The sequence below is a fragment of the Streptomyces sp. NPDC057623 genome (genome assembly GCF_042800355.1).
Taxonomy (GTDB): domain Bacteria; phylum Actinomycetota; class Actinomycetes; order Streptomycetales; family Streptomycetaceae; genus Streptomyces.
The window spans coordinates 24,001-48,239 of record NZ_JBHVGZ010000075.1 but is presented as its reverse complement, the minus strand read 5'-3'; the positions used below and the strand labels follow the sequence as shown (position 1 = coordinate 48,239).

Genomic DNA, 24,239 nt, shown 5'->3' with positions numbered 1-24,239 from the left:
AGGACCAGCCGGCCGTCGCCAGCCCGCGGCAGTGGTACTTCGGCCAGTGCCCGCCGCAGCCGGCCGGCATCGATGCGTCCACGAGCCACCGCCGCGTAGAGCCCTCCATGGCCGCGGCGGTGTTCACCCACCAGCGACAGCTCGGCCAGCGACCTCACCGGCCCGTCGCCGCACAGAACAGCATCAGCCAGCTCGAACAACGCGTCCGAACGAGCGGTCAGACAGGCATAGAACTCGCCCCGGAAGCATGACAGTTGCGCCAACGGCTCTCGCCGGACGTCGTGATGCAGCAGACTCATCTTCACGGCCTTCGTGCTGAATGTGTGTGTTCCTTGGTCGGAGCACATATTCAGCCGAAGGCCGCATTCGTGTACGGCAGTTACCGAACCGAGTGATCAAGTTCGACGGACCATTCGACGCCGGACGTTAAAGATCAAGTTAAGGTGAGAAGTCGGTCCTCGCCAGCGTTTCCCCCGGCGCAGTCCAGCACCGACTCCGACGGAAACCGATAGGCATCCATTCGCATTCCGTCAAGATTTCAATAAGGGCATGGATTTAAAGAGGCAGGACCGACTTCTATTGATAGCGAATGCTGTCTATAGAAGAGGAGGGTGCCATGCTGTCCACCGGCGCCGCGTCGGCCACATCCCGGCGCAGCCTGGCAGCCGACCCCGGTTACCAGGCGTACTGGATCCTGCGGACGGGCTTCACCGTGGCCCCGATCCTGTTCGGCCTGGACAAGTTCGCCAACCTGCTCGTGGACTGGCCGACCTACCTTGCCCCGTGGATCAACGACCTGGTTCCGGGTAGCGCCCAGGCCGCCATGTACGCCGTCGGCGTCATCGAGATCGTCGCCGGCATCACCGTCGCCGTGGCCCCGCGCTTCGGGGGCTGGCTGGTCGCCGGCTGGTTCGCGGGCATCATCGTCAACCCGCTGACCATCCCCGGCCACTACGACATCGCCCTGCGCGACTTCGGGCTCCTGCTCGGCGCCGTCGCCCTGGCCCGGCTCGCCGAGCACTACCACGCCACGCGGCAGCCGAGCTGACCCGACGCCCCACGCGACACCCGGGCGGGTGAGCGACCGCGTCCTCACCCGCCCTGCAACGAACACCAACTCACTTCTGATCGTGACCAGTTGGCACGAAGTCTCCGTTTCGCCACAGGCAACCAGCACATCGGTGACAGCAGAGCGCTCGGAGCCTCCACCCAACGTGCTTCCTCACCAGTGGATGGTCAGCGCAGGGCCAAACCACCCTCAGCATCACCGACCGCATTACAGGCACCCGAGGTTTCCACCTCATCCGGTGTCCGGGCCGTCTCGCCGCCCATGGCGGCTGCGACGAGGCCCGTCACGCAGTGCCGACGGTTGTGCCGATGACTCGGCCCCTGCACCGGCAGCACCAGCACGAAGGCCCGGCAACGTGACCGCGCCAGGCCCCTCGGCGAGAGCCTCATCCTGATGCCATGGGTGGCAAAGGCGAGGGCCGTCAGGTGGGGTCGAAGGCCCGCCGCCGCACGCGTACGGTGGATATGAGGACGGTCGGGTACGCCGGTGCAGCCACTACCGGCAGCCGCTGCAGGCGGCCACACGCGTTCCGGCGGTCTGCTCCCGCACAGGAGGGAGAGGCAATGCCCGAGCACGAGGTCGGCACACAGGAGGAATTCGAGACAGCCCGCCAAGAGCTGCTCGCGGAGGAGAAGGCACTCACCCGACGCAGCGACGAGCTCGCGCGGAAGCGGCGGGCGCTTCCCTGGGTGCCGGTAGAGAAGGACTACCGCTTCGAGACCGAGGACGGGGCCAAGTCGCTCGCGGACCTCTTCGACGGGCGACCGCAGCTGCTCGTCTACCACTTCATGTTCGGCCCGCCCTACGAGGCAGGATGCCCGGTCTGCTCCTCGATCGCGGACACCCTCTCTCCCAACGTGGTCCATCTCAAGGCCCGCGGCGTGACGCTGATCTGCTCCTCGCGAGCACCGATCGACAAGCTCCTCACGTACCGGGACCGGATGGGCTGGAACTTCGACTGGGTCTCCGCGGATGGCAGCGACTTCCACCGCGACCTCGGCTTCCAGTACACCGAGGAGGAGCTGCGGCCGTTCCTGGAGGGCGACATCCCGCCGATCGTGACTCAGATGGCCGGGCTGTCCGGCACGGACGTGCGCAGCTACGTCACCGAGGGGCCGGGGCTGAGCGCCTACGCGCTCTCGGACGGCACCGTCTACCGGACGTACGCCACTACCGCGCGCGGCCTCGAACCCGCCATGGCCTACTACGGACTCCTCGACCGGGCGCCGCTCGGCCGCCACGAGGAGGGCGAGGAGACCCACTGGCTGCGCCGCCACGACGAGTACGGCAAGACCTGAATGGTCGTCTGGTCCCGACCTGCACGCGGAGAACCTGAACTCAGCACGGGTGAACCGGATCTGCCGGCAGGAGGACAAGGTGGTGGGGCCGGCACAGGAGCGCTGGTCGACGTGGACCACGGCCGTGGCGGGCACGAGCGGCAGGAGACCGAGACACACGAGCACAAACAGGGGCGTGAATGACGAGGGGCATGCGCATCCGCATCGACGCCGTCGACCTGCCCGGCCTCACCTGCCCGCCCGAAGCATTCAGCGGCGACGCTGTTCCCGTGTACCGCAACATCCACGTCGCGGTACAACGCCGAGACCGACCCACTGAACTCCTCGACCCACAGCCCGGCGATGCCGCCTCCGCGACCTGGACCCTGGAGTGCACCACAGCAGCCACACCCAACGGAACCGACGTGAAGGGCCCACATGTACAGGGACGTCCGGGAGCGAGGTTCATCTACCTCTCCTGGGGCACCATCGACGACTCCGGCGCATTCACGATGTTCCGCCGCGCCAAGCTGATGCTCGACGCCGTACCCGACGAGATCCTCGAAGCCTCCGCACGCACCGGCCTCCTGGTCGGCCGCCTCGGCCTGACCGACGCCCGCGGTGGACCGCTGTGCGCACGCGTCGTGCCGCCACGCATCACCTGGACAGCAGGACCAGTTGAGGGGGCCGATCACTGAACAGTGCAATCCAGCAGCCTTTCGACGAGCCGCCAGTCGCATCGGCCGAGGGCGCTGGTTGCGAGCGCACGACGACCGTAGGCACCGCAGCGTCTTACCCGGCGCAAGATCGCGCTGTCGCTAGAGACCGGCGGCCTCGCTGCTTGTGCGCCCTCGTCCGATGCCCGGCACGAAACGGCCTGCGGTAGCCGCGTAGGCGGTGTAGGCCGCACCGTGTACGGCCCTGAGGTACGGCTCCTCGACTACCCGTACCTGCAGCTCGACGGCGATGATCAAGGCGGCGAGAGCAGCGACGGCAAGGACGTTCGGCACCATGAGAGTGATGCCGAGCCCAGTGACGGCCATGGCCGTGAAGATCGGGTTGCGGACTCGCGCGAACGGACCCTCACTGAACGCCGTCCAGGCCCAGCCGGTCATCGGGCGTCCGCCACCTTCTCCTCGCCGGGCGTGCAGCAGGCGCAGCCCGGAGCGCAGCCGCAGCTGTCGCTCTGGCCTTCCGCTTCCGCTTCGGTGATCCCACCGATGGGGACGGCACAGCAACTGTCGCCGCGCCAAGCCTCGCGGCCCTCCTTGACCGCGACGGCGGCGATGACCAGTGCGGCGATCGGGTCCGCCCAGCTCCAGCCGAACAGGGAGTTGGCGAGCAGGCCGACGAGGACGACGGCCGACAGGTAGGTGCACAGGAGAGTCTGCTTGGAGTCGGCCACTGCGGATGCGGAGCCGAGTTCTCGGCCGGCGCGGCGCTGGGCGGCGGACAGGAACGGCATGACTGCGAGGGAGAGCACGGCCAGGACGATGCCCGGTGTGGAGTGCTGGGCTTCGCCGGTGCCGGCGAGAGCACGGACGGAGTCGACGGTGACGTAGGCGGCGAGGGCGAAGAAGGACACCGCGATGATGCGCAGGGCGGTCTTCTCGCGGGCTTCGCGGACGGCGTGGTCGGTGGCGGAGAACTGCCAGGCCACGGCTGCCGCGGAGGAGACCTCGATGACCGAGTCCAGGCCGAAGCCGATCAGGGCGGTGGAGGAGGCGATGGTGCCGGCGGTGATGGCGACGATCGCTTCGATGACGTTGTAGGTGATGGTGGCGGCAACCAGCAGGCGTATGCGCCGGGCCAGTTGGGTGCGGCGGTCCGGGGTGGGGCCGAGCGAGACGGACGTCATCAGCAGCAGCCCTTCTCTTCGGCATCCACGCAGGTGCGGTCGGCCTCAACTGCGAGGACCGCGCCGCGCAGGTCGTCCAGGGCGCGGCCGAGTCGGGCGTCGGCCAACTCGTAGCGCATGCGCCGGCCTTCGGGGACGGCGACGACGATGCCGCAGTCGCGCAGGCAGGCGAGGTGGTTCGACAGCCGGGTGCGGGAGATCTCCAGCTTGTCGGCCAGGTCGGCCGGGTGGGCGGGGGCTTCCCGGAGAGCGAGCAGGATTTGGCACCGGATCGGGTCGGCGAGCGCACGGCCGAAGCGGGCCAGGGCGTCGATGTCGGAGGCGATGCTCAGCATGTCCCCGACAGTACACGCAGTCGTGGATTCAGGAAACCATGGATTATCTGCTGTCGGTGATCAGTGCGAGGGCGATGGCCAGCCAGCGGCGGTCGCTGTCCGCCGAGACCCCGTGGGAATGCCCAGCGTGCCCGCCCTCCCCGTGCTGGTGTCCCGGGCTGTGCTCGTGATCGTGATCACTCATTCGTATGCCTTCCCCCTGAGACGGATGCCTTGCCCGAAGTGAAGCGCACACCCACGCCCATCACCAAAGGCTGCATCGGTGACCGTTACCATGAGCGATAAGTTGCCTCTGACCTGCGGAAACTGTCTGACTGGCGGGAATGTGTCGAGCGGTCCGGTCGCGGGTGTCACCCTGTTGTGAACCGAGGTGCGGGGAGGTCGGTACGCTGCCAAGGCGTACGGGGAGTCCAGCCCCGCAGTCCGATGTCCGCTCTTCCGTCCGATCCCGGACGGGGCTCACGAAGGCCCGCACCTGATGCGACCGCACCGCCCGCGAGGACCCGCCTCACCGGCGTCCGGCGTGCTGCAAGGGCTCAGGGCGGGTGTGCTGGCAGTGCTGTGTGTGCTGCTGCCGCTGGCCGGACACGTGCTGGCGCAGTGCCACGCGCCCCGGTGGATCATCGTGGCCGGGATGGCCGCGGTGGCCGGCCCAGGCGCGGTGCTACTGACGCGGCGGCGGCTGACGGACGCCCAAGTGCTGGCCGTGCTCACGGCCGCGCAGTTCGCCTACCACGCGGCCTACTCCCTGTCGGGCGCATGCGCGGCGGTGACGGAACAGGGCGGTTCCGTCGGCGGCTTGTCCCTGCTGGTGGAGCATGGCACGGTCGCCGATCCGTCGCCCGGGGTGGTGCTGGCCGGTCACCTCATCATGCTGCTGCTCGCCGCGCGTCTGCTGGGCATCTCCGAGCGGCTGCTGTGGCAGAGCAGGACGCTGCTGACCGTCGTACAACGTCTGTTGCTGTTCCTCTGGCCGCTGCTGAGCAGCCGTGACGGCAACGGCCCGCGGACCACATTCCCCCAGAACACCGCGCCGCTGATGTCGGCGCTCCTGGTTCGGCTGAACGAGGGCAGGGCGCCCCCGCGGGCCGGGCAGAACCCTGTTGCCCTTCTCCGGCCGACGCTGATCGGCGGTCTCTGCCTGCCCTGACGGGGCGGGCACAGAGGTGACCGTCGCGCGGGCCGGTCCCTTCCCGTCCCGGCGCAGCACCTCGCCGGGGGACACAGAGAGTCCCGCATCTTGAACGTCTTTCCTCGGCTTGCCGCCCGCCTGGCGGCACGCGGCATCGCCGTACCCGCCACCGCTCTGGCGGTCCTGGCCGTATCCGCTCCGCAGGCCGCGGCCCACACCGACCTCGACACCAGCAGTCCTGGCGCCCGAGCGACGCTCGCCGGGCTGCCTCCGAACGCCACGCTGACCTTCAGCGATTCGATGACCCAGAAATACGCCAAGGTCGCTGTCACCGGCCCGGACGGGAAGTCGGCCGCTGCGGGCGACCCTCAGGTTGACGGCAAAACCGTCACCCTGCCGCTCGAAACCGGCTCACCGGCCGGTCGTTACACCGTGGGCTACCGGGTGGTCTCCGCCGATGGCCACCCGGTCTCCGGTTCGTACACGTTCACCGTCAAGGCGGCCGGCAGCCCGAGCCCGTCGCCGCGAGCGGAACAGTCTGCCGACGCACCGCCATCGCCCGCCGCCCGTGCGGCCAAGGCGGATGCAGCCGCCGAGGAGCCATCCGGCACGAACACCTCCGCCCTCGTGGGTGGCGGCGCGCTGGTCCTGACCCTGGCGGCCGTGGGCGCGTACGTGATGCGGCGGAGGCGAGCCGGTCATGGCGGCTGAAGCCACCGTCAAACCCCGTCGACTTCCGCGGCTGCCCCTCGTCCTGGCCGCCTCGCTCGGCGTCGCGGTCGCGGTGACGGCGGTCGCCGTGTGGGCCGGTGGCGGCGCGGCGGTCCAGGTCCCCGGCATCGAGGATGCCGGGGCGCTCACTGCCTGGGGCCTACCGGTGGCCCGTACGGTCGTGAACGCGTCCGCCGTGGCCACCGTCGGCGCGCTGCTGCTCGTTGCCGTGCTGCTGCCGGGCGGCAGGAAGCTCGGTCCGACGCAGCTGCGCTATCTCACCTGGGCCGCGGTCGGGGCCGGGGGGTGGGCCGCCGCGTCAGTGGCGACCCTCGTCCTGACGTTGTCGGACCTGTTCGCCCAGCCGGTCGGCGAGGTGGCGTCCGCCGCCGTGGTGGCCGACTTCGTCACCACCGATGTCCAGGGTCGCTCGTACGCCCTGATGGCGGCAGCCGCGGGAGTTGTCGCGACCCTGTGTGTGGGGATCGGCACGGCGTGGTGGGCGCGCCTGGCCTTGCTGGTCGCGCTCATGGGGATGCTGCCGCCGGCGTTCAGCGGGCACTCCTCGGCGGCGGGCAACCACGACGCGGCGGTCACCAGCCTCGCCCTGCACCTGGTGGGTGTGGCGGTGTGGGTTGGCGGGCTTGTCTTCGTTCTCGTGGTCGCCGTGCGCCGCGAGTCGGATGCGGCGACAGCGGTCCGGCGTTTCAGCCCGCTCGCCGGCTGGGCGTTGATCGCGGTCGCGGCCAGTGGGATCGTCAACGCAGCGGTCCGGTTCCCGTCCGTGGGCGAGGTGTTCACCAGCCGGTACGGGCAGATGGTGCTCGCCAAGACGCTGGCGCTAGCAGTGCTCGGTGGCATCGGCTGGTGGCACCGGCGGCGCACCCTGCCCGCCCTCAACGACGGCAGGCGGCGCACGTTCGTGCGGCTTGCGGCCGGTGAACTCCTGCTCATGTCCGCCGCGATGGGCCTGGCCGTCGGACTCGCCCGCACCCCAGCACCCGGCTCCGGAGACGCCGAACTCTCCCCCACCGAGGAACTCCTCGGCTTCGCCATGCCGCCACCGCTCGGCGACTTCCCGTGGACGCCGCTGTTCACGCAATGGCACTTCGACCCACTGTTCGCGTTCGGTACGGCCGCCGCGGCGCTGCTGTACCTGGCAGGCGTACGGAAGCTGCGCGCACGGGGCGACAAGTGGCCGGTCGGGCGGACGATTTCCTGGCTCGCGGGCCTGGCAGTGACCGTGCTGGCCACCATGAGCGGGCTCAACGCGTACGGCAAGGTGCTGTTCAGCGTGCACATGGGCCAGCACATGATCCTCGCGATGACGGTGCCGATCCTGCTGGTCCTCGGCGCCCCCGCCACCCTCGCCCTGCGCACCCTGCCCACCGCCCCGAAAGGCGAGCCGGACGGGCCGCGCGAGTGGCTGATGAAGCTGCTGCACAGCCGCTACGTCAAGGTCATCTCCCACCCGGTGGTGGCGAGCGTGCTGTTCATCGGCAGCGCGTTCGTCGTCTACTACACCTCGCTGTTCGAGACGCTGATGCGCAGCCATCTCGGTCACATGTTCATGCTGGTGCACTTCCTCGCCGTCGGCCTGCTGTTCTTCTGGGTGATCATCGGCATCGACCCGGGCCCACGCCGCCCTCCGCACCTGGGCCGGCTGTTCACGCTGATCCTGACGATGCCGTTCCACTCCTGGTTCAGCATCTCGCTGATGAGCTCCACCGCGCTGATCGGCGAGGGCTGGTGGTCGCTGCTGGACCGGCCGTGGGTCGAGCGGGCGATGGACGACCAGTACGACGCCGGCGCGATCGCCTGGGCCACCGGCGACATCCCCGTCCTGATCACCACACTCATCCTGGCCATCCAGTGGGTCCGCTCCGACCAGCGCGAAGCCCGCCGGATCGACCGGCAGATCGACCGCGGCGACCACAACGACCCGCTCGCCGCCTACAACGCCCACCTCGCCGGCCTCCACGCCCGTGACCGGCGCCCCGCCCACTCCCGCACCCCCGAGGAATCATGAGCAAGCTGAAGAAGCAACTGATCGCCGCCGCCGTACTCGTAGCCGGATTCGCCGCCGCCTTCGGGTCCTACCTGCTGTTCTCCCCCGAAGATCGGCGCAGTAGTGGCCTGGATGTGATGCCGGCGGCCGAAGCGCTGCCTGTGCGCGAGTCCAGCCACCGCCTGAGCGAGCCCAAGAAGAACGAGCTCACCATCGTCGAGTTCCTCGACTTCGAATGCGAGGGCTGTGGGGCGTACTACCCGGTGGTGGAACAGTTGCGTGAGGAGTACGGCGACCGGGTCACCTTCGTCGCCCGCTACTTCCCCATGCCCGGCCACCGCAACGGCGAACTCGCCGCCCGTACCGCCGAAGCCGCCGCCCGTCAGGGCAAGTTCGAGGAGATGTACAACAAGCTCTTCACCACCCAGAAGGAGTGGGGCGAAGCCCAGGAGTCGAAGGAGTCCGTCTTCCGCGGCTTCGCAAAGGAACTCGGCCTGGACATGGCCCGGTTCGACGCCGACCTTCGCGATCCGAAGGTGGCCGCACGCATCCAGGCCGACCAGCGCGACGGCCTCGGCCTGGGCGTCCAGGGCACCCCCACCTTCTTCTTCGACGGAGAGCGGATCACCAACCCCAACTCCTACAAGGCGTTCAAGGCGCTCATCGACGACAAGCTGGCCGACTGACGTGCGCGGGGAGGCCACACCATGCAGTACCTGATCGACCAGGCCCGGGTCTTCCGCGCCCGCGCGGCGGCCCACACCCTGCACCTGGGCGGCCTCGCCCGCTACCACCGCCCACGGGCGATGTTCATCGCCTGCTCGGACGCCCGCGTCGTGCCCGCGCTCCTCACCGCCGCCCAGCCCGGAGACATCTTCGAACTGCGCACATACGGAGGGGTGATACCGCCCTACGACGCGCAGACACCGACCGGCGAAGCCAGAACGATCGAGTACGCGGTCAACGAACTTGAGGTCTCGGACATCATCGTCTGCGGCCACTCGCACTGCGAACTCGTCTCGGCGGAGATGCACGGCACCCTGACGACGGCCGGCATCACCGGGCCCGACGACGACGCGACCCCGCTGACCGGAAACCTCACCGCCGCCGGGCACCGGCACGTCCTGGCACAGGTCGACGCGCTCAGCGCCTATCCGTGCATCGTGCCCCGGCTGGCCGACCGGTCGTTGCGCCTGCACGCCTGGTTCCACGAGATCGACACCGGCGCGACCCTGACCCACCACCCTCGCGCCGGCACCTTCCTGCCCCTGTGAACAGCCCCACGGCATCTGCCGTATACGACAAGGTGAACGCCCGTGACCTCCACCAGCCGGATCATCTACGACGAACGTCTGACCGTCCCGAAGACCTGGTGGGTCATCGCCGCCCTCTTCGGCATCTCCCTCGCCCTCGTCCTCTTTCCCTACGGCCCCGTAGTCGCGCTCATCGCTCTGGCCATCGGCACCTGTCTGGCCTGCATGTACGTCAGCTCACAGGGCTCGACACGGATCCGGGTCACCGGCGACACGCTGTTCGTGGCCGATGCCCGCATCCCGCGACGTAATGGTGCTCAGCCCGGTAGCAGCGCACAACACACCACCCCGGAAGACGCACTGGGTCGCGAGTCAAGTCAACCTGTGGAACGTAGCGGTGACCCGGGCCAAGTCGCAGCTGATTACGGTGGGCGGCCGTGCCTTCTGGCAGGACCAGAGCGGTCTTCCGGCCCTCCTCGCCGCGCACTCGGCGCCGCTGGCAGCTGGCGCCGATGACACGACAGCCGAGGCCGGCATGCCGGGCCCGATGACCGAGGCCCGCAAGGACCTCGTCGACCGCTCGCCGCGGTACCTGGCCGACCAGGGCATCACCGATCTGGAGCGGGCCGTGGTGGTGGGCGGCCACCCGGTCGACCTGCTGTTCACCGACGCCGGCGAGAACACCGCAGTGCTGATCGACCCCAGCCCGCGCCGCGGTCACGACCCCGCACGGCACCTTCGGCTGACCCACGCCCAAGGCGATCTGCTCACCGGACTGCACTCCGGAGGCCACGGGGCCAAGCCCTGCCCTATGAGGCGGACGCTGCGAGTGCCTGCCTGGCGGATCGTGGCAGGCGAGACCGCACTGGCACCGCTGTTCGGCTGAGAGCCGGACACGACGGCCGGAACCGGATGGCCAGGCCCGGCGACCCGTTCAGCCGCCGTGCAGGCTCCGCACGACGTACGTCATGTGCTGGAGATTTCCCGCCCGCAGCCACTCCGTAGGCCCGCCCACACCCTCGCTGGACGAGAGCGGACCGTGCGCGCAATCACTCAACCATTCCTCGCCCTGTCCCGCTCCCGCTCCCCGGAACTCAGGCAGTTCGATGATTCGGCGAGCCGCGCTACGGTTGACTGCGATCCGGTCGGATCCCCGGGTCAACGCCTTGAACAGCAGGTACGAGCTATCGGTGGTGTAGCGGAGCACACCCCAGGGCGGCCCACCCTTCCTCCCGGGTGCCGGGGCCTGCGCCAGGGCACTCGAGGGCTGCACCCCGTAGTCGCCGTAACAGAGCAGCGGAGCATAGGCCCTGCTCGTCGCGCGCACCTCGTGCCACATGCGCCACTCCGCCCGCGACTGCTCACACGATCCCTCCTCCAGCATGTCGGCGGTGACCCGGGGAAAGCCCCCTCCAAGCAGCGCGGCGCTCCGCCAGACCGCCAAGGGCATCAGCGCGTCGAGGGCGCGCAGCGCCTCCTTGCCTGCGTCGGGCAGGCCATCGAGGACCGCGCCCATGTCGAGCAGCAGATCCACGGGCACCTCCGGACCACTTCGGGCCAGCAGGCCCCGGACGTCCTCCCCAAGTTGGCCGTCCCACTCGCCCGTGACCCGTACTCGAACCCCCATTCCGCGCAGACAGCGCCGGGCCGTCTCCACAGCCGCCGTCTGCTGCGCCTCGGTCCGCTCCGGTCCGGTGACCGGTCGCATTCGCCCGAACTCGCAGTAGACGGATAACACTTCGGCAAGGGCAGCGGTCTGCGCATCCTCACCGAAGGGAGCGTCGATCCATCCGCCGTGACGGCTCACCGCACTCACCGGATCGACGTACTTGCCGACCAGCGTGGTCAGCGTCTCCGGGGCCACTCCGGGCAATGGTGGCAGGTTCCACAGCGGCCTGATCGCGGCACGGACGTCCGGCCACAATCGCCGGCACGCCCCGGCCGCGTGCGGCCGTGTCGGCAGAACGGGAACATAGAGCGGTCCGGACATCGCGGCTCCCCCTCAGCACCGTCCGTGCGCATCCCTTCCCACCAGGGTCCGTTCACCCCGAAACACTTGAAAAGAGAGCAATTTCGGCCTGCATGGCCGATGTGTTCAAGTACCTGGCGACGGTGTGTCGCACGTTGAGCGCTTCGTGATGGACCTCATCGATGCGCTCTCCCCGGCAGGCGCCCATGGCCTGCTCACCGCGCTGGACTCCGAGCGCCGAACCTCGCCCGTGCTGGCACACGCTCGTGAAGGAGAGGACCAGCCGCCAGGGAAGCCGACGCTTCTCCGCCGGCATCGCCCACGCGGCCACTGATCAGCGTCCAGGACGCCGCATACACGCTGCTGGGCATCCCGTTCGTCGACACCGATGACGTCTTCCGCTCAACGGACCACACGCGGAGGCACTCTCCGTGACCGTTGACGGAAGCCGAAGGACCCTTCTCGCCATGCCCCATCGATCAGTGGCGGGGAGGCCCTCTGGGGAGAATCTGGGGAGTGCGGGCGGCGCTGGGGAGCGCGTGGGGAGAATCGGCTGCGTAGCCCGGCAGGAGTCGGAAAGATCCAGAAAGACGGATCAGCCCAGGTCGGAGACCGATTCAGCAGCATCACCGCAGGTCAGAGCCGCCCGGTAGACAACTTCAAGAAGATCTCTTCTTGGGCGGCCATTTTGTTTGCTCCGACGCTGGTCGGGACGATCTACGGGATGAACTTCACGCACATGCCGGAGTTGCACTGGGTGCTCGGATACCCCTTCGCTATCGCCCTAATGGGGATTGTTTGCACCAGTTTGTACATCGTCTTCAAGCGGCGGGACTGGCTCTGAGTAATCACCCTGGAGGGGCGCTGTCCTGAGCTCGTGCAGCACCGGTCGCAGGTACGACTGACGCGCCTGAGGCCGCTGGGGAGAATCTGGGGAGAATGAGCCGCGCTGCGTTCGGGCCGGTCTCCTGCGATGGTGAGCGCCGGCGTGCGAACGCCTAGCGGCTGTGACAGCGCCCAGAAGCGGCGACGGTCACGGAAGGTAGTGGCCTTCCGGGCTGAAACACCGAAACGGATGGGCACAGCGAGGTACTGTGCCCATCCGTTTCGTGGGTTGTGGAGGATGGCCCTCTACCCGGCCGTGGCGACGGCGGCAGTCTGGCCGAGCAAAGCGTCGATGGCCCCTCGTCCCTTGCCGCCGGCCTCTGGCATGAAGTGGGCGTAGTAGTCCAGGGTGATGGTCGGGCTGGAGTGGCCGAGCCAACGGGCCAGGGTGACGACGGACTCACCCGCTTCGAGGATGACCGACGCGTACGTGTGCCGCAGCACATGGAAGCCGTCCTTGCGAGACGCCTTAGGCGGTGTGGCGGGCGGGCGGCGAACCGGCGAGCATCCACCCGGCGAACACGGACGTGGCCTCCCGCCTCGCCCGCTTCGACGGTGTCCTGCTCCCCGGCGGCGGGGCCCTCTCCCCGCACCGGTACGAGGCGCGAGGTGTCCACGACAGCGTCTACGACGTCGACGACGTGCAGGACGACGTCGACCTCGAAGTCGCCCGTACCGCCCTGGACCTGGGCCTGCCCCTGCTGGCGATCTGCCGCGGCCTCCAGGTCGTCAACGTCGCCCTCGGCGGCACCCTGGAACAGGACATGGGCGGCCCGCGGCGCGAACACCGGCCCGTCGTGCACCCGGTGGCGATACGGCGCGGCAGCCTTCTGGAGCAGGCCACCGGCGCGGAGAAGATCGAGGCGTCCTGCTACCACCACCAGCGGGTGGACCGTCGGGGGCCGGGGCTCGCGGTCACCGCACGCGCCGCCGACGGCACGGTGGAAGGACTCGAACTCCCCGGCGCCACAGGGTGATTCACCGCCGTCCAGTGGCACCCGGAGGACACCGCCCACGAGGACCCGGCCCAGCAGGGCCTCTTCGACGCCCTCGTCCGAGCCGCCCGCGACGGACGCTGACACTCAGCTCTTCGGCCGCCGCCCGCTGCGGCGCGGCGCGGGCTCGGCACCGTCGAGGAGGGCCAGCCGGCGCTCCTCGCCGTGTTCCTCGACCTGGAGCACGACCTCTCGCAGCCCGTCGGCGAGGTTCCGGCACTCCTCGTCACCGAGCCGGGAAGCGACGAAGGCCTCCTCCTGGTTGAACCGGGGGAACAGCTGCCGCATCAGCGCCTCGCCCTCCTCGGTGAGACTGAGCAGCACCAGCCTGCCGTCGGTGGGGTGACCGGCCCGCCTGATCAGGCCACGGCCCTCCAGCGTCCGCGAGACCCCGGTGAGGGTTCCCTTGGAGATCCCGGCCTCCTCCGCGACGTGCCGGGTCTCCGACTCGCCCCACGCCCAGACGACCCACAGGACGACGAACGCCGTCCAGGTCAGATCGGCCCCGCGCAGCACCGAGTTCTCCAGGTGCTGGCGGACCGCTGACGCCGCTCGGTAGATGTTGGCGACCACCGCCATCTGCTCGCGGTGAACCGGGATACCTCCGAGCTCTTTGATCGTTCGGAGTCAAATTGTACGAGCCCGGACGCGCCCACTCGCCTCCCCGGAGTCCGCGAAGCCACTGCCCGGTGGAACACGCACCGAGTGCCAGGACACTCTGTAGGATCACGTGCCGACGGCTGACCAGGGGAGGCGAGGGCGATGGCGATGGCAGGCGCGGTACTGGTCCACGGTCTGTACCATCGCGCCGAACACTTCGCCCTGGTAGCGGCAGGCCTGCGCGCCGCGGGCGTTCACGTGGTCGTTCCCGAGTTGCACCGCGGCTCCCTGGGAGCGGACACGGCGGCGGTTCAGGCCGCCGTCGACGAACTGGACGAGCCGCCCGTCGTCCTCGGACACTCCTACGGCGGTTCGGTGGTCACCGGTCTTCAGGGCGCGGCACACCTCGTCTACGTCGCGGCCTTCGTGCCCGACGCGGGTGAGAGCGCGGCAGGCACGGGCGGTGCGACTCCTCGGCTCCGAAACGCCATCGTGTCCGCACCTGACGACTCCACCTTCATCCGCCGCGACCTGGCCGCCGACGTCTTCTACGCCGACTGCCCCGAGGATCGCGCCGCCTGGGCGGTGGACCTGCTGCGCGTTCAGGCGCCGGGGTGCGGGCGGGGCGTACCCGAGCGGCAGAGCTGGAAGCACACGCCGTCCACGTACGTCGTCTGCGCTCAAGACCGTGCGATCGAACCCGAACTGCAGCGCGTGCTGGCCCGCCGTTGCACATCGGTCCGGGAGTGGCCGACGGGCCACTCCCCCTTCGTCGTCCGACCAGAGCTCGTCGTGGAGCTCACGCTCGAACTGCTGCGCGGCGGCGCGACGACGTACCGGAGCGACGGCGGGCACTCGACTCCTCATCGACCGTAGCGACGTGCCCACCGCCCCGACGCGGGGCACCCGAGCAGGCATGCCCGTATGGGCACCCCCTGATGGGCGTCCGGAAGGATCTGTCGCGACGGGCCGCCGCCCGGCACGATGGCGGCGGTCGTGCCCGACGTCCGGGGCATCGCACACCAAGACGCATACGAGACGGGAGACGCGGTGACGAGAACGGCCTTCGAAGCCGACGACGCGGCTGCGGCGCCTCGTCTGGAGGATCTCGTACGCCACAGCGCGAACCGTGTGCCGGACAGGGCGGCCCTGCGAATCGGCCGCCGACAGGTCAGTTACACGGAGCTGAGGATTACGGCCGATCGTTGGGCCGGAGTCCTGCGGTCCGCGCACCCCGAGGGTGAGCCCCGCTCGATCGGCATCCTGGCGGATCGGACCTTCACGGGGTACGTGGGCATCCTGGCCGGCATGTGCGCGGGAGCGGCGGTGATCCCCCTCCCACCGGACCTCCCGGCCGACCGGCTCGGCGAGCTGCTCCGCGACCATCCGATGGACGTCCTGGTCACCGACGCCGTGTGTGCCGCCAAGGTACGGGAACTGGCGGGGCGCGCGGAGCTCCCGCCGGTCTTCTCGCCCGAGGTCGATGCCTCCACCTGGGCGGGCTCGGACGTGGCCGTCCTCACCGGGACCGACCACGTCGCGCCACCCCCTCGGAAACAGCCCAGCGACATCGCGTACGTGCTGTTCACCTCGGGCTCGACGGGGCGCCCCAAGGGGGTGCCGGTCGGCCATTCCAACGTCCTCCACTTCGTGACCAGCGTGCTGGACCGCTACGACTTCACCGAGGACGACGTCTTCAGCCAGACCTTCGGCCTCACCTTCGACCTGGCCTTCTTCGACCTGTTCGTGACATGGGCCTGCGGCGGCACCCTGGTGTACACCCATCCGGCGGCGCTGGCCCGCCTACCGCAGTTCGTGGCACGGGAAGAGGTCACCGTCTGGTTCTCCGTTCCCGGCGCGATCTCGTTGCTGCGGCGCTCCGGTGCGCTGACGGCCGGTTCGCTGCCCTCGTTGCGGTGGAGCCTGTTCTGCGGTGAGGCTCTGCTCCACGAGGACGCGGCCGCTTGGCAGGCCGCCGCGCCCGGCTCCACCGTGGAGAACCTCTACGGCCCGACGGAGCTGACGATCGCGTGCTCGGTGCACCGCTGGTCACCGCAGGACGGACAGTCCGGTGAGCACGGCATCGTGCCCATCGGCCGACTGTTCCCCGGCCATGAGGCGGTGCTGCTCGACGAGACCGGCGATCCGGACCCCCGTCAGGGTGAGCTGTGTGTGAGCGGCCCTCAGATGTTCTCCGGCTATCTGCGGGCCGAGGACGACGAGGGGCGCTTTCTCCGGTCGGCCGGGCGCCTCTGGTATCGCACCGGTGACGTGGTGCGCCGAAGCGACGAAGCGGGTCTGCTCTATCTGGGCCGGACCGACCACCAGACGAAGATCCGGGGTCAGCGCGTCGAGCCGGCGGAGATCGAGCACCGGCTGCGGGCCCTGCCGGGCGTGGCGGCCGCGGTCGTCCTCGCGGAGGGCGAGGGCGTCGGCCGGCATCTGGTCGCCTTCTGCGGCGGCGGTTCGCTGGACGAGGCCCTGATCGACAAACAGCTACGCAAGGCGCTGCCGCCGGTCCTGGTCCCCGCCCGGTATGTACTGCTCGACCAGCTCCCGGTGAACGACCGGGGCAAGACGGACCGGAAGGCTCTTGCCGCGTGGCTCCGGCCCACGAGCGGGTGAGCCGGGGCCATGACGTCTCAGGAATTGTGATTCCAGCGTTTCGTCGAGAGGACTGCCACCCATGAACACGCCAGACGTACCGCCGCGGCGGCCGGAAACGACGCTGCTGTTGCTGCTGGCCGATCTCGACCTCGACGAGGAACGCGTCGAGCGCTGCCGCGAGCTTCTCGCCCGCAGTGGCCAGGAACTCGAATGGGGCTTCTTCGTCGACCAGGCGGCACGTCATCGCCTGTTGCCGCTGGTGGCCCGGAACATCCTCCGGCACGGGCTCCACCGCACTTCCACCGTCCCGTACCACTGGGTCTACACCTTCGTGTACTTCGGCAACCGGAACCGCAACGAGCTTCTCGCCCGCGAGTTCGGGCAGGTCATCCGCTCTCTCAACGACTCCGGACTGCGCTACGCGATTCGCAAGGGCCCGGTGCTCGGCGAGCGGCTCTACGGCGACGTGGGCCTACGGCCGGTCAGCGACCTCGATGTCCTGGTGGAGCTGCGGGACGCCGCGTCCGCCGGGGCGGTGCTCACCGGCCTCGGCTACGTGCAGGGCAAGTTGGCGCCGGACGGTGAGCGCATCGAGCCCTTCAGTCGGCGCACCAAGGTCTTCTGGCAGCTCAACGTGCCGGTGGAACTCCCGTATCAGAGGATCTCCGAGCACGACGGCATCGAGACCTTCATCGTCGACATCTGTTCCAACGTCTTCCAGACCCGGGATGACGGCGCCCGGATGACCGGTGAGCTGCTGGGGCCGAGGACCCCGGTGTCGCTCTGCGGTGAGCAGGGCTTCGTCCTCGCCCCGGAGGACCAGTTCATCGACGTGTGCGCCAATCTGCACATGGAGGCGACCTCGCTGTACTACGTCACCGAGGGCGGCGATCTGGAAGTCCTGAAGTTCTTGGACGTCGCCGTGGGATGCCGCCGGATCACCGCGGAGAACGGGTGGCCCACCGTGCGGAAGCGGGCCGAGGACCTCGGGGTCGTGGAGAGCGTCTACTACGCCCTGCACCACACGGCACTGCTGTATCCGGAGTCGGTGCCGGCGGAGGAGCTCGCGGCACTGCGCCCCACGGACTGCGACTACCTGGACGAGTACGGCAGGTTCGAGGGCAGTCCGGAGCGCTGGCAACAGCCTTTCCTGCAGCGCCTGTTCGACACCCGCCGGACGGCCGAGGTACGGCAGGCGAGCCCCATTCCGCGGCAATGAACGAGGCATGGCGACGACGGACGGCCCGTCCGGGCGTACCGGGGCGGGCCGTCCGGGCGCACCTGGCGGGCCGTCCGTCCGTGTCAGGCGGCGCCGGCGTCGCGCGCGGCCCGGACGATCTCCTCCACCACGCCCGGAGCGCCGAAGACCGCCGGGACCCGCTCACCTCGGGCCCGCGCCCCGGAGGCGAACAGGCCCAGCGGGGCGCCTTGAAGTCCGCAAACCCGCCCGCCCGCCTCGGTGACGATCAGGGCCGGGGCGACGACATCCCAGAAGCGGTACGCGAAGGAGCACGCGGCCGCCAGAGTTCCGTCCAGCACGTCGGCGAACATCTTCGCGCTGCCCACCGCTCGAACGCCACGCGAACGCTCCAGCAACAGCCGCAGCAGCCGCAGCTGTTCCTCCAGGAAGCCGCCGTCCTCGGCCACCATCGAGAAGTCCACCAGGGTCTGGCCGAGCGGCGGGGCGACTCCGAGGCGGAAGGGCTCCGCGTTCCGGCGGGCGCCCGCTCCAGCCGATGCGGAGTAGAGCACACCGTGGGCGGGGAGATGGATCCCCGCCGCCTGGACCCGGCCGCCGATCTGTCTGGAGATCATGACGGCGAAGTCCGGCGAGCCCGCGGCGAAGTTCTTGGTGCCGTCCAGCGGATCGACCACCCAGACCGCGTCGGACTCCCCGCGGGACAGCCCGGCCTCCTCGGACAGGACACTGTCCAGGGGGTAGCTCCGCCGGATCTCACCGAGGATGAGTTCCTCGGCCCGGGTGTCCGCCTCCGTGACGATGTCCTGGGGACCGGATTTGGTGTGCCAGGAGAGTCCGTCCCGTCGGACGCCGGTCAGCAGAGTGCCGGCTCGCCGCAGCAGACCGACGATGAATTCCTCCTCCGCCGTCGTCACCGGTCCGCTCCCGTCAGGTCGCGCCGCGAGCCGTCCAGCAGCGCGGTGAGGGCGCTTCGGGAACGGTAGACGCCCTTGGCCACCACGCCGAGCGGCTGCCGCAGGGTGCGCAGCGATTCCAGCGGGTTCGCGTTCAGCAGCAGGAAATCCGCACCCGCGCCCGGGCCCTCTTGCCGGCCGGCCGGGCCGAACACCTCCGCGGGCACCGTGGTGGCGCAACGCAACGCCTCCACGGGGGCAAGTCCCGCCTGCACGAGGAGGGACAGTTCCCGGTGCAGGGAGAAGCCGGGGACCAGGAAGGGGTTGGGGGAATCGGTTCCCGCGATGATCCGCACACCGCGTGTGTGGAGGAGCGCCACGATCTCCAGGTAGTTGTCCAGCCGCTGCCGCGACAGCGCGACGATGTCGGGCCACACCGGCGCGAGGTCACGCGTCCGGAAATCCTGTCGGGGATGCCAGTGACGCACTCGCTCGGGCGCGAGGTGTTCCAGCGCGGGATCACGCAGGGCGACCTCGGGTTCCTGGAACATCATCCGGTACACGGACAGCGTCGGGCAGACGGCGACGCCCGTCGCGGCCAGTTCGTCGGCCATGCGGTCCATCGCGGCCCAGTCGATTCCGGTCGTACGGATCCGCAGCGCCTCCACTGCGGTGTACGCGGGTCCCAGCTGCCGGGCCCGTCCGCCGAGCGAGCGCAGTGCCCGCGCGTACTCGGGGAGCAGATGTCCCGTCTCCACGTTCTCCAGGTGCTCGATGCACGCCATCCCCAGGCCCGCCGCCTCCTCGAAGGTGAGGGCGCCCGGGCAATGGCCGACCACTTGCAGGCCGCGTGCCTCGGCGACCGCGCAGATCCCGGACAGGGTCTCCCGGTCCAGATTCCCGTAGACCTTCAGCATCGGGTATCCGTCGTCGGCGAGCCCGGTGGCCGCTTCGGCGCCCTCCTCGTAGGACCGGCACACGACGACCCCCGGCCAGGTGGACGCCTGTGAGTCCGTGGGGCCGTCGATGACGGGGCTTGTCGTGATCAGCCGCGGCCCAGGGAGCCCGCTGTCCTTCCCTGCTGCGAGGGCCAGATGCTCCTCGTTGCCCCACATGTTCCGGACGTGGGTGACGCCGTTGGCCAGATACAGGGCGCCGTCGTCGTCCTGGTAGTGGACATGGCCGTCGTGGAGTCCGGGGCACAGATACCGGCCCGAGCCGTCGATGACCGGGAGAGACGCGGCGGCGTCCCGGTCGGCGGGGGTCAGCCGCCCGTCCGAGAGGCGGAGTGTCATGTCGGGGAGCAGGCGGCCGCCCGCCACGTCGACCACGGTCACGCCGACGATCTCGACGGGAGGGGCGTTCGCTGCACGGACCCGCACGGGTCGCGGTTCGTCCAGCGGCAGGATCGTGCCCCGGCCGGACAGCCAGCCGGAGCGTCCGTCCTCGTCGATGGTGCAGACCGTGTTCTCCTCGTCGTGCCGGATGTACTGTGCACCGATCTGGATCCGGTCCCAGAGCGGCAGCCGTATCTCCGCTTTGTCGAGGTCCCGGACGAGACCGGCCCAGTCGAGCGTCGCCCCCTCCCGGGCCCGGTCCACGGCCCGGCGCACGGCACTCAGGCCGGACGAAGGAGAACGGGACAGGTGCTCCGCGAGCACGGAGTCGAACCGGCCCATGACGGCGTCGATGTCGAGTTCCTCGCCGGGGACGTCGTCGTGGAGTGCCGACAGATGCTTGCGGAGGACCTCCGTCACATCGGCGTCGTCGGCGGCGACGAGTTCCCGTGCCAGTGCGGGACGCTCCTCCGGATCGAAGAGGACGCCCAGTTCCCGGACGATGTCGACCGGTTCGTCGGCCGCGTGGATGAAGGTCATCATCCGGTTCGTGCCGCCGAGTTCGTACCGAAGCTGGCCCTCCTTGCGTACGGACGGGTACGCGGGCCCCTTCAGGCTACGGAAGCGCACCGTCCCCGGTATCTCCAGCGGCGCCGTCTCGTCCCGGAACGCGACCCACAGCGAATCACAGGCGGGCATCAACAGGTCGGCGACGGCCAGCCGGTCCAGGGTGGCGACGTTCCACTGGAACCGCCACAACGCCCTCGCGCGGTACCGGTGCAGCCGTACCCGGCGAAAGGCGATCGGCCGGAACCCGTGCCTGCTCATGAAGTCCAGGGCCGTGGGGATACGCCGACCCACCACGGCCTCCGGCTTGAAGGTGATGGCGGCGAGCCGCTGGAGGGCGGGCCCGGCACGCAGACCGCCGACCGCTTCGAGAGTGGCGGCGGCTTCACGGAAGTCGGTCTCTCGGGCGAACTCCAGCGCCTTGTCCTCGACGACCGTCAGCGGCCGCCACCACGCGGGGGCAGGGGGCATGTCCGTCTTTCCTCTCTCGGCGGCGGCCCGTGGGGAGCGGTCAGAGTCTGGTGACATTCGCGCCGTATGCGCGCCCCCGGGTGTCCAGCACCCGTCGCGCGTGCTTGGCGATCTCGTCCAGGTCGTAGTGCCGGTGGTGCTGGAGCACCACCGTCAGCCGTGCCTCGGAGACCGCGGTGATCAGGTCGGGAACCCGGACGAGCCGCTCGCCCGCGACATGCCACTCGGGCACGAACGGGTCGTGGTAGGAGAGTTCCGCGCCGAGGGCCCGCAGTCGCTCGGCGACGGCCAGGCTCGGGGACTCGCGGTCATCCGCGATGTCCGCTTTGTAGGTGACCCCGAGCAGCAGCACGCGCGAGCCCCGCAGAGCGAGCCCGTCCTCGTTGAGCAGCCGGATCACACGGTCGGCCACGAAGGCCGGCATCCTCCCGTTGATCTCCTGCGCCAGCTCCACGAAACGGAACGGATATCCGAGGCTGCGCACCCTGTGGGAGAGGTAGTTGGGGTCGATCGGAATGCAGTGTCCGCCGACCCCCGGTCCCGGGCGGAACGGATGGAAGCCGAAAGGCTTGGTGGCGGCCGCGTCGATCGCCTCCCACAGGTCGATGTCCAGTTCGTGGCAGAACACCGCCATCTCGTTGACCAGGGCGATGTTGACCTGTCGGTAGGTGTTCTCCAGCAGCTTGGACATCTCGGCGACCGAGGGCGAGCTGACCGGGACCACCCTGTCCGCGAGGCGTTCGTAGAAGCGCACCGCCGCCTCCGAGCAGGCCGGTGTCACCCCTCCCACCACCTTCGGGGTGTTGCGCAGCGAGAACTCCCGGTTGCCGGGGTCGATGCGCTCGGGCGAGTAGGCGAGGTGGAAATCACGGCCCACCTCCAGTCCCGCCCGCTCCAGCATGGGGAGCAGAACCTCCGACGTCGTGCCCGGGTAGGAAGTGGACTCCAGGACGACGAGGGTGCCCGGCCGCATGGTGAGGGCGATCTGTTCGGTCGCCACCCGTACCGCGTCCAGATCCGGAGCGCCGTCGCGCAGCGGCGTGGGGACACAGATGATGACGACGTCCGCGGAGGCGAGGCAGCCGGGGTCGGTGGTCGGCACGAACCCGTCGGCGAGGGCCTGGGCGACCTGCTCGTCCGTGATGTCGTCGACGTGGCTGCGCCCTTGGGCCAGCCACGCGACCCGGGTGTCGTCCCGGTCCAGGCCGTGCACCCGCAGACCCGCTCTCACCGCCTCCATGACCAGGGGCAGTCCGACATAGCCGAGACCCACGACCGTCAACCGACGCTGATCCGTCACGAGGCAGCACTCCCCACTTTGTCACCGTCTTCGCGCAGTGCCGCGAGGGGCACGAGCAGCACTCTGTCGTTGAGGTAGTCCGCGATCGACATGACGTCACCTGTGCGGCAGACCCTGGCGAGGCGCGGGTCCGAGAGGCTGTCGACGGCGTGGCCGCGCCGTCGTCCGTACACACCGGTGACCACTCCCGAGGGCGTCAAGCGGACGATGCGGTGGTTTCCGCTGTCGGTCACCAGGAGTTGACCGTCGACGAGGTCGACGCTGCGGGGCGACAGGAAAGGCGACTCGGTCCCCGTCGCCCGGCGCGGGGTGATGTTCCGCAGCCGTGACTCGCCGTAGGGCAGGGCGGAGAGCCGGTCGTGGCCGGTGTTCGCGAACCAGACCGTGCGCTCGTCGTCGATCACGGCGTCATGGACGTCGTCCAGCGGCAGCAGCGTTGCTTCGCCGGGGCCCAGGGCCGCCGCGTTGCGCTCACCGCACCAGGCGTGCAGCACTTCGCCGGTCCGCGGGTCGAAGAGCAGCACCGCGTTGAGCCCCGTGTCCGTGACCAGCCAGCCCGGGCCGCTCTTGCGCACGGCGTGCGGGTCGATCAGGCCGAGGGGCCTGCCGGCGAGGGTCAGGCGCAACTCCTGCCAGGCGTCGGCGGCATGTCCGGGCGACAGGAGCAACCGGCCGTTGCGGCTGTCGGAGACGACCGTGGAACCGTCGATGACCGAGGCGTTCCGCGGCCAGAACAGGTTTCGGCCGAGGGCGGAAGCCGTGTGGACGACGTCGCGGCCGTCCGCGCCGAAGGAGGTCACCCGGTTGTTGTAGGAGTCGGCGACCAGATACCCGGCGGGCGTGGCCTCGAGAGAGCGGGGCAGATGGAACATCCCTGCCGCCACCCGGCTGTCCCCGTGGACGGCGGTGACCCTGCCGTCCAGATCCGTCTCGAGGACGCGATCGTTGCCGGTATCGGTGATCAGAAGCCGGGATCCGTGGGCGGAGACGGATGTCGGATGCCACAGACGGCCCGGTCCGCTTCCCACCCGGCCCACCCCTCCGAGCGACCAGACGAGTCTGCCGTTCCAGTCCACGAGCAGCACCCGGTGATTGCGGGTGTCCGCGATCACGACACCGGAGGGCAGCGGGACGGCGTGCTCCGGACTGGTCAGGCACCCCTCCTCCGACGAGGGGTGGTTACTGCGCCCGTACCGCCACACCACCTCGCCGGTCAGGGAGACGACCACGACGCTCTGGCTCTCCCGGTCGCACAGCAGGTAGTGACTGTCATCGACGGGTATGGCCGAGCGCACGGACCGTAGGGTGAACGGGGCGGGAAGCCGGTCGGCGGTGCGGCCGTCCGGAGACACCAGCAGCACCGCCTTGCGCGTGTCGTCGCAGACCAGCCACCGGTCCTGCCACTGGCAGGCGAACCACGGGGAGACCCCGGGCAGGTCCAGGTGTCCGTGGATCCGGCCGTCGCCGTCGATGCGCGTCAGCCTGCCGATCTCCGGTTGTGCGACGACGGCCAGTCCTTCGGCGCAGCGCGCGACGCCCCGGGGCCCGGTCAGTCCGGCGACGGTCTTCCGGCGGTCCGGGGCATCGCGGCGGACGATCTCCGCCTGTCCGGACCAGTACGAGACGGACAACAGGACATCGGGGTCGAGAAGCAGGCTCCCCGACCGCCAGTCGTGCGGCCTGGCCGGAGTCGTGCTGCCGGGCAGGTATCCGAGCCCGATCTCTGTCACGCCGCCGGGGAGGGCGGTCGAGATCGGCACCATGGGCTCCA

The 24,239-nt window shown here is 69.7% G+C and carries 24 protein-coding genes and 3 pseudogenes; 15 read left to right on the top strand and 12 right to left on the bottom strand.

Annotation, left to right across the window (positions count from 1 at the left end):
- A partial coding sequence (locus ACFU95_RS42740) for a transposase (protein ID WP_383840449.1) occupies positions 1 to 299 on the bottom strand: 299 nt, incomplete at its 3' end.
- A 317-nt stretch (positions 300 to 616) separates the two neighbouring features.
- Here ACFU95_RS42740 and ACFU95_RS42735 point away from each other — a divergent pair.
- From ACFU95_RS42735 to ACFU95_RS42725, 3 genes are all read left to right on the top strand, one after another.
- Positions 617 to 1,048 carry a hypothetical protein gene (locus tag ACFU95_RS42735; RefSeq protein ID WP_383840447.1) on the top strand — a complete coding sequence of 144 codons (432 nt, stop codon included), beginning with the start codon at positions 617 to 619 and terminating at the stop codon, positions 1,046 to 1,048.
- Between the two features lie 584 nt (positions 1,049 to 1,632).
- Positions 1,633 to 2,367 carry a DUF899 domain-containing protein gene (locus ACFU95_RS42730; protein WP_383840444.1) on the top strand — a complete coding sequence of 245 codons (735 nt, stop codon included), beginning with the start codon at positions 1,633 to 1,635 and terminating at the stop codon, positions 2,365 to 2,367.
- A 191-nt stretch (positions 2,368 to 2,558) separates the two neighbouring features.
- Positions 2,559 to 3,044: a DUF5990 family protein gene (locus tag ACFU95_RS42725; RefSeq protein WP_383840441.1), complete on the top strand. Its 486-nt coding sequence runs from the start codon at positions 2,559 to 2,561 to the stop codon at positions 3,042 to 3,044.
- A 120-nt stretch (positions 3,045 to 3,164) separates the two neighbouring features.
- Here the strand turns inward: ACFU95_RS42725 and ACFU95_RS42720 are convergent, their stop codons facing one another.
- Genes ACFU95_RS42720 through ACFU95_RS42705 form a run of 4 tightly spaced genes read right to left on the bottom strand, consistent with a single transcriptional unit; the run spans position 3,165 to position 4,723 of the window.
- A complete protein-coding gene (locus ACFU95_RS42720) occupies positions 3,165 to 3,461 on the bottom strand; it encodes a methyltransferase (protein WP_383840438.1) in 297 nt (98 codons plus the stop codon).
- Positions 3,458 to 4,204, bottom strand: a complete 747-nt coding sequence (locus ACFU95_RS42715; protein ID WP_383840435.1) for a cation transporter — start codon at positions 4,202 to 4,204, stop codon at positions 3,458 to 3,460. The genes ACFU95_RS42720 and ACFU95_RS42715 overlap by 4 nt, the downstream gene beginning before the upstream one ends.
- A complete protein-coding gene (locus ACFU95_RS42710) occupies positions 4,204 to 4,539 on the bottom strand; it encodes an ArsR/SmtB family transcription factor (protein WP_383840432.1) in 336 nt (111 codons plus the stop codon). The genes ACFU95_RS42715 and ACFU95_RS42710 overlap by 1 nt, the downstream gene beginning before the upstream one ends.
- 43 nt (positions 4,540 to 4,582) lie before the next feature.
- On the bottom strand, positions 4,583 to 4,723 hold the full coding sequence (locus ACFU95_RS42705; RefSeq protein ID WP_383840429.1) for a hypothetical protein: 141 nt from the start codon (positions 4,721 to 4,723) through the stop codon (positions 4,583 to 4,585).
- Between the two features lie 294 nt (positions 4,724 to 5,017).
- Between ACFU95_RS42705 and ACFU95_RS42700 the strand changes: the two genes are divergently transcribed.
- The 7 genes from ACFU95_RS42700 to ACFU95_RS42670 all read left to right on the top strand — a co-directional run bounded on the left by ACFU95_RS42700 (position 5,018) and on the right by ACFU95_RS42670 (position 10,529).
- Positions 5,018 to 5,689 carry a hypothetical protein gene (locus ACFU95_RS42700; RefSeq protein WP_383840426.1) on the top strand — a complete coding sequence of 224 codons (672 nt, stop codon included), beginning with the start codon at positions 5,018 to 5,020 and terminating at the stop codon, positions 5,687 to 5,689.
- Between the two features lie 90 nt (positions 5,690 to 5,779).
- Positions 5,780 to 6,382 (top strand): copper resistance protein CopC, encoded by a 603-nt coding sequence (locus tag ACFU95_RS42695; protein ID WP_383840423.1) that lies wholly within the window; start codon positions 5,780 to 5,782, stop codon positions 6,380 to 6,382.
- Complete coding sequence (locus ACFU95_RS42690; RefSeq protein WP_383840420.1) at positions 6,372 to 8,411, top strand: cytochrome c oxidase assembly protein; 2,040 nt, start codon at positions 6,372 to 6,374, stop codon at positions 8,409 to 8,411. Before ACFU95_RS42695 ends, ACFU95_RS42690 begins: the two co-directional genes overlap by 11 nt.
- Entirely contained in the window at positions 8,408 to 9,076 is a 669-nt protein-coding gene (locus ACFU95_RS42685; RefSeq protein ID WP_383840417.1) for a DsbA family protein, read from the top strand. The genes ACFU95_RS42690 and ACFU95_RS42685 overlap by 4 nt, the downstream gene beginning before the upstream one ends.
- Positions 9,077 to 9,097: 21 nt before the next feature.
- Positions 9,098 to 9,664 carry a carbonic anhydrase gene (locus tag ACFU95_RS42680; protein ID WP_383840414.1) on the top strand — a complete coding sequence of 189 codons (567 nt, stop codon included), beginning with the start codon at positions 9,098 to 9,100 and terminating at the stop codon, positions 9,662 to 9,664.
- Between the two features lie 42 nt (positions 9,665 to 9,706).
- Positions 9,707 to 10,159, top strand: coding sequence for a DUF3093 family protein (locus ACFU95_RS42675; RefSeq protein ID WP_383840411.1), 453 nt, complete (start codon positions 9,707 to 9,709; stop codon positions 10,157 to 10,159).
- Positions 10,041 to 10,529, top strand: a complete 489-nt coding sequence (locus tag ACFU95_RS42670) for a hypothetical protein (RefSeq protein WP_383840463.1) — start codon at positions 10,041 to 10,043, stop codon at positions 10,527 to 10,529. Before ACFU95_RS42675 ends, ACFU95_RS42670 begins: the two co-directional genes overlap by 119 nt.
- Before the next feature lie 48 nt (positions 10,530 to 10,577).
- Here the strand turns inward: ACFU95_RS42670 and ACFU95_RS42665 are convergent, their stop codons facing one another.
- A complete protein-coding gene (locus ACFU95_RS42665) occupies positions 10,578 to 11,633 on the bottom strand; it encodes a beta family protein (protein WP_383840408.1) in 1,056 nt (351 codons plus the stop codon).
- A 631-nt stretch (positions 11,634 to 12,264) separates the two neighbouring features.
- On the opposite strand from ACFU95_RS42665, the pseudogene ACFU95_RS42660 reads away from it, so the two are divergent.
- Positions 12,265 to 12,456, top strand: a pseudogene (locus ACFU95_RS42660) (CorA family divalent cation transporter); the annotation flags it as partial.
- Between the two features lie 287 nt (positions 12,457 to 12,743).
- Here ACFU95_RS42660 and ACFU95_RS42655 read toward each other — a convergent pair.
- Positions 12,744 to 12,968: pseudogene (locus tag ACFU95_RS42655) on the bottom strand (tyrosine-type recombinase/integrase); the annotation flags it as partial.
- Between the two features lie 2 nt (positions 12,969 to 12,970).
- On the opposite strand from ACFU95_RS42655, the pseudogene ACFU95_RS42650 reads away from it, so the two are divergent.
- Positions 12,971 to 13,576: pseudogene (locus tag ACFU95_RS42650) on the top strand (gamma-glutamyl-gamma-aminobutyrate hydrolase family protein); the annotation flags it as partial.
- Between the two features lie 3 nt (positions 13,577 to 13,579).
- Here the strand turns inward: ACFU95_RS42650 and ACFU95_RS42645 are convergent.
- On the bottom strand, positions 13,580 to 14,110 hold the full coding sequence (locus tag ACFU95_RS42645) for a MarR family winged helix-turn-helix transcriptional regulator (protein WP_383840460.1): 531 nt from the start codon (positions 14,108 to 14,110) through the stop codon (positions 13,580 to 13,582).
- A gap of 150 nt (positions 14,111 to 14,260) precedes the next feature.
- Here ACFU95_RS42645 and ACFU95_RS42640 point away from each other — a divergent pair, with 150 nt between their 5' ends.
- From ACFU95_RS42640 to ACFU95_RS42630, 3 genes are all read left to right on the top strand, one after another.
- Positions 14,261 to 14,968, top strand: coding sequence for an alpha/beta hydrolase (locus ACFU95_RS42640; protein WP_383840457.1), 708 nt, complete (start codon positions 14,261 to 14,263; stop codon positions 14,966 to 14,968).
- A 174-nt stretch (positions 14,969 to 15,142) separates the two neighbouring features.
- A complete protein-coding gene (locus tag ACFU95_RS42635; RefSeq protein ID WP_383840405.1) occupies positions 15,143 to 16,717 on the top strand; it encodes an amino acid adenylation domain-containing protein in 1,575 nt (524 codons plus the stop codon).
- A gap of 61 nt (positions 16,718 to 16,778) precedes the next feature.
- A complete protein-coding gene (locus ACFU95_RS42630) occupies positions 16,779 to 17,918 on the top strand; it encodes a nucleotidyltransferase family protein (RefSeq protein ID WP_383840402.1) in 1,140 nt (379 codons plus the stop codon).
- 83 nt (positions 17,919 to 18,001) lie between these two features.
- On the opposite strand, the gene ACFU95_RS42625 is transcribed toward ACFU95_RS42630, so the two are convergent.
- The 4 genes from ACFU95_RS42625 to ACFU95_RS42610 are packed head-to-tail and all read right to left on the bottom strand — an operon-like array spanning position 18,002 to position 24,231.
- Positions 18,002 to 18,814, bottom strand: a complete 813-nt coding sequence (locus tag ACFU95_RS42625; protein WP_383840399.1) for an inositol monophosphatase family protein — start codon at positions 18,812 to 18,814, stop codon at positions 18,002 to 18,004.
- Positions 18,811 to 21,168 (bottom strand): amidohydrolase family protein, encoded by a 2,358-nt coding sequence (locus tag ACFU95_RS42620; RefSeq protein WP_383840395.1) that lies wholly within the window; start codon positions 21,166 to 21,168, stop codon positions 18,811 to 18,813. Before ACFU95_RS42620 ends, ACFU95_RS42625 begins: the two co-directional genes overlap by 4 nt.
- A gap of 40 nt (positions 21,169 to 21,208) precedes the next feature.
- Positions 21,209 to 22,468 (bottom strand): nucleotide sugar dehydrogenase, encoded by a 1,260-nt coding sequence (locus tag ACFU95_RS42615; RefSeq protein ID WP_383840392.1) that lies wholly within the window; start codon positions 22,466 to 22,468, stop codon positions 21,209 to 21,211.
- Entirely contained in the window at positions 22,465 to 24,231 is a 1,767-nt protein-coding gene (locus tag ACFU95_RS42610) for an NHL repeat-containing protein (RefSeq protein ID WP_383840389.1), read from the bottom strand. Before ACFU95_RS42610 ends, ACFU95_RS42615 begins: the two co-directional genes overlap by 4 nt.
- Positions 24,232 to 24,239: the final 8 nt, after the last annotated feature.

Bases quoted from the DNA above. Each gene is read 5' to 3' on its own strand.
- ACFU95_RS42725 (WP_383840441.1), top strand. From the start codon at position 2,559: ATGCGCATCCGCATCGACGCCGTCGACCTGCCCGGCCTCACCTGCCCG.
- ACFU95_RS42630 (WP_383840402.1), top strand. From the start codon at position 16,779: ATGAACACGCCAGACGTACCGCCGCGGCGGCCGGAAACGACGCTGCTG.
- ACFU95_RS42665 (WP_383840408.1), bottom strand. From the start codon at position 11,633: ATGTCCGGACCGCTCTATGTTCCCGTTCTGCCGACACGGCCGCACGCG.
- ACFU95_RS42710 (WP_383840432.1), bottom strand. From the start codon at position 4,539: ATGCTGAGCATCGCCTCCGACATCGACGCCCTGGCCCGCTTCGGCCGT.
- ACFU95_RS42730 (WP_383840444.1), top strand. From the start codon at position 1,633: ATGCCCGAGCACGAGGTCGGCACACAGGAGGAATTCGAGACAGCCCGC.
- ACFU95_RS42735 (WP_383840447.1), top strand. From the start codon at position 617: ATGCTGTCCACCGGCGCCGCGTCGGCCACATCCCGGCGCAGCCTGGCA.
- ACFU95_RS42690 (WP_383840420.1), top strand. From the start codon at position 6,372: ATGGCGGCTGAAGCCACCGTCAAACCCCGTCGACTTCCGCGGCTGCCC.
- ACFU95_RS42705 (WP_383840429.1), bottom strand. From the start codon at position 4,723: ATGAGTGATCACGATCACGAGCACAGCCCGGGACACCAGCACGGGGAG.
- ACFU95_RS42620 (WP_383840395.1), bottom strand. From the start codon at position 21,168: ATGCCCCCTGCCCCCGCGTGGTGGCGGCCGCTGACGGTCGTCGAGGAC.
- ACFU95_RS42700 (WP_383840426.1), top strand. From the start codon at position 5,018: ATGCGACCGCACCGCCCGCGAGGACCCGCCTCACCGGCGTCCGGCGTG.
- ACFU95_RS42715 (WP_383840435.1), bottom strand. From the start codon at position 4,204: ATGACGTCCGTCTCGCTCGGCCCCACCCCGGACCGCCGCACCCAACTG.
- ACFU95_RS42720 (WP_383840438.1), bottom strand. From the start codon at position 3,461: ATGACCGGCTGGGCCTGGACGGCGTTCAGTGAGGGTCCGTTCGCGCGA.
- ACFU95_RS42685 (WP_383840417.1), top strand. From the start codon at position 8,408: ATGAGCAAGCTGAAGAAGCAACTGATCGCCGCCGCCGTACTCGTAGCC.
- ACFU95_RS42610 (WP_383840389.1), bottom strand. From the start codon at position 24,231: ATGGTGCCGATCTCGACCGCCCTCCCCGGCGGCGTGACAGAGATCGGG.
- ACFU95_RS42640 (WP_383840457.1), top strand. From the start codon at position 14,261: ATGGCAGGCGCGGTACTGGTCCACGGTCTGTACCATCGCGCCGAACAC.
- ACFU95_RS42680 (WP_383840414.1), top strand. From the start codon at position 9,098: ATGCAGTACCTGATCGACCAGGCCCGGGTCTTCCGCGCCCGCGCGGCG.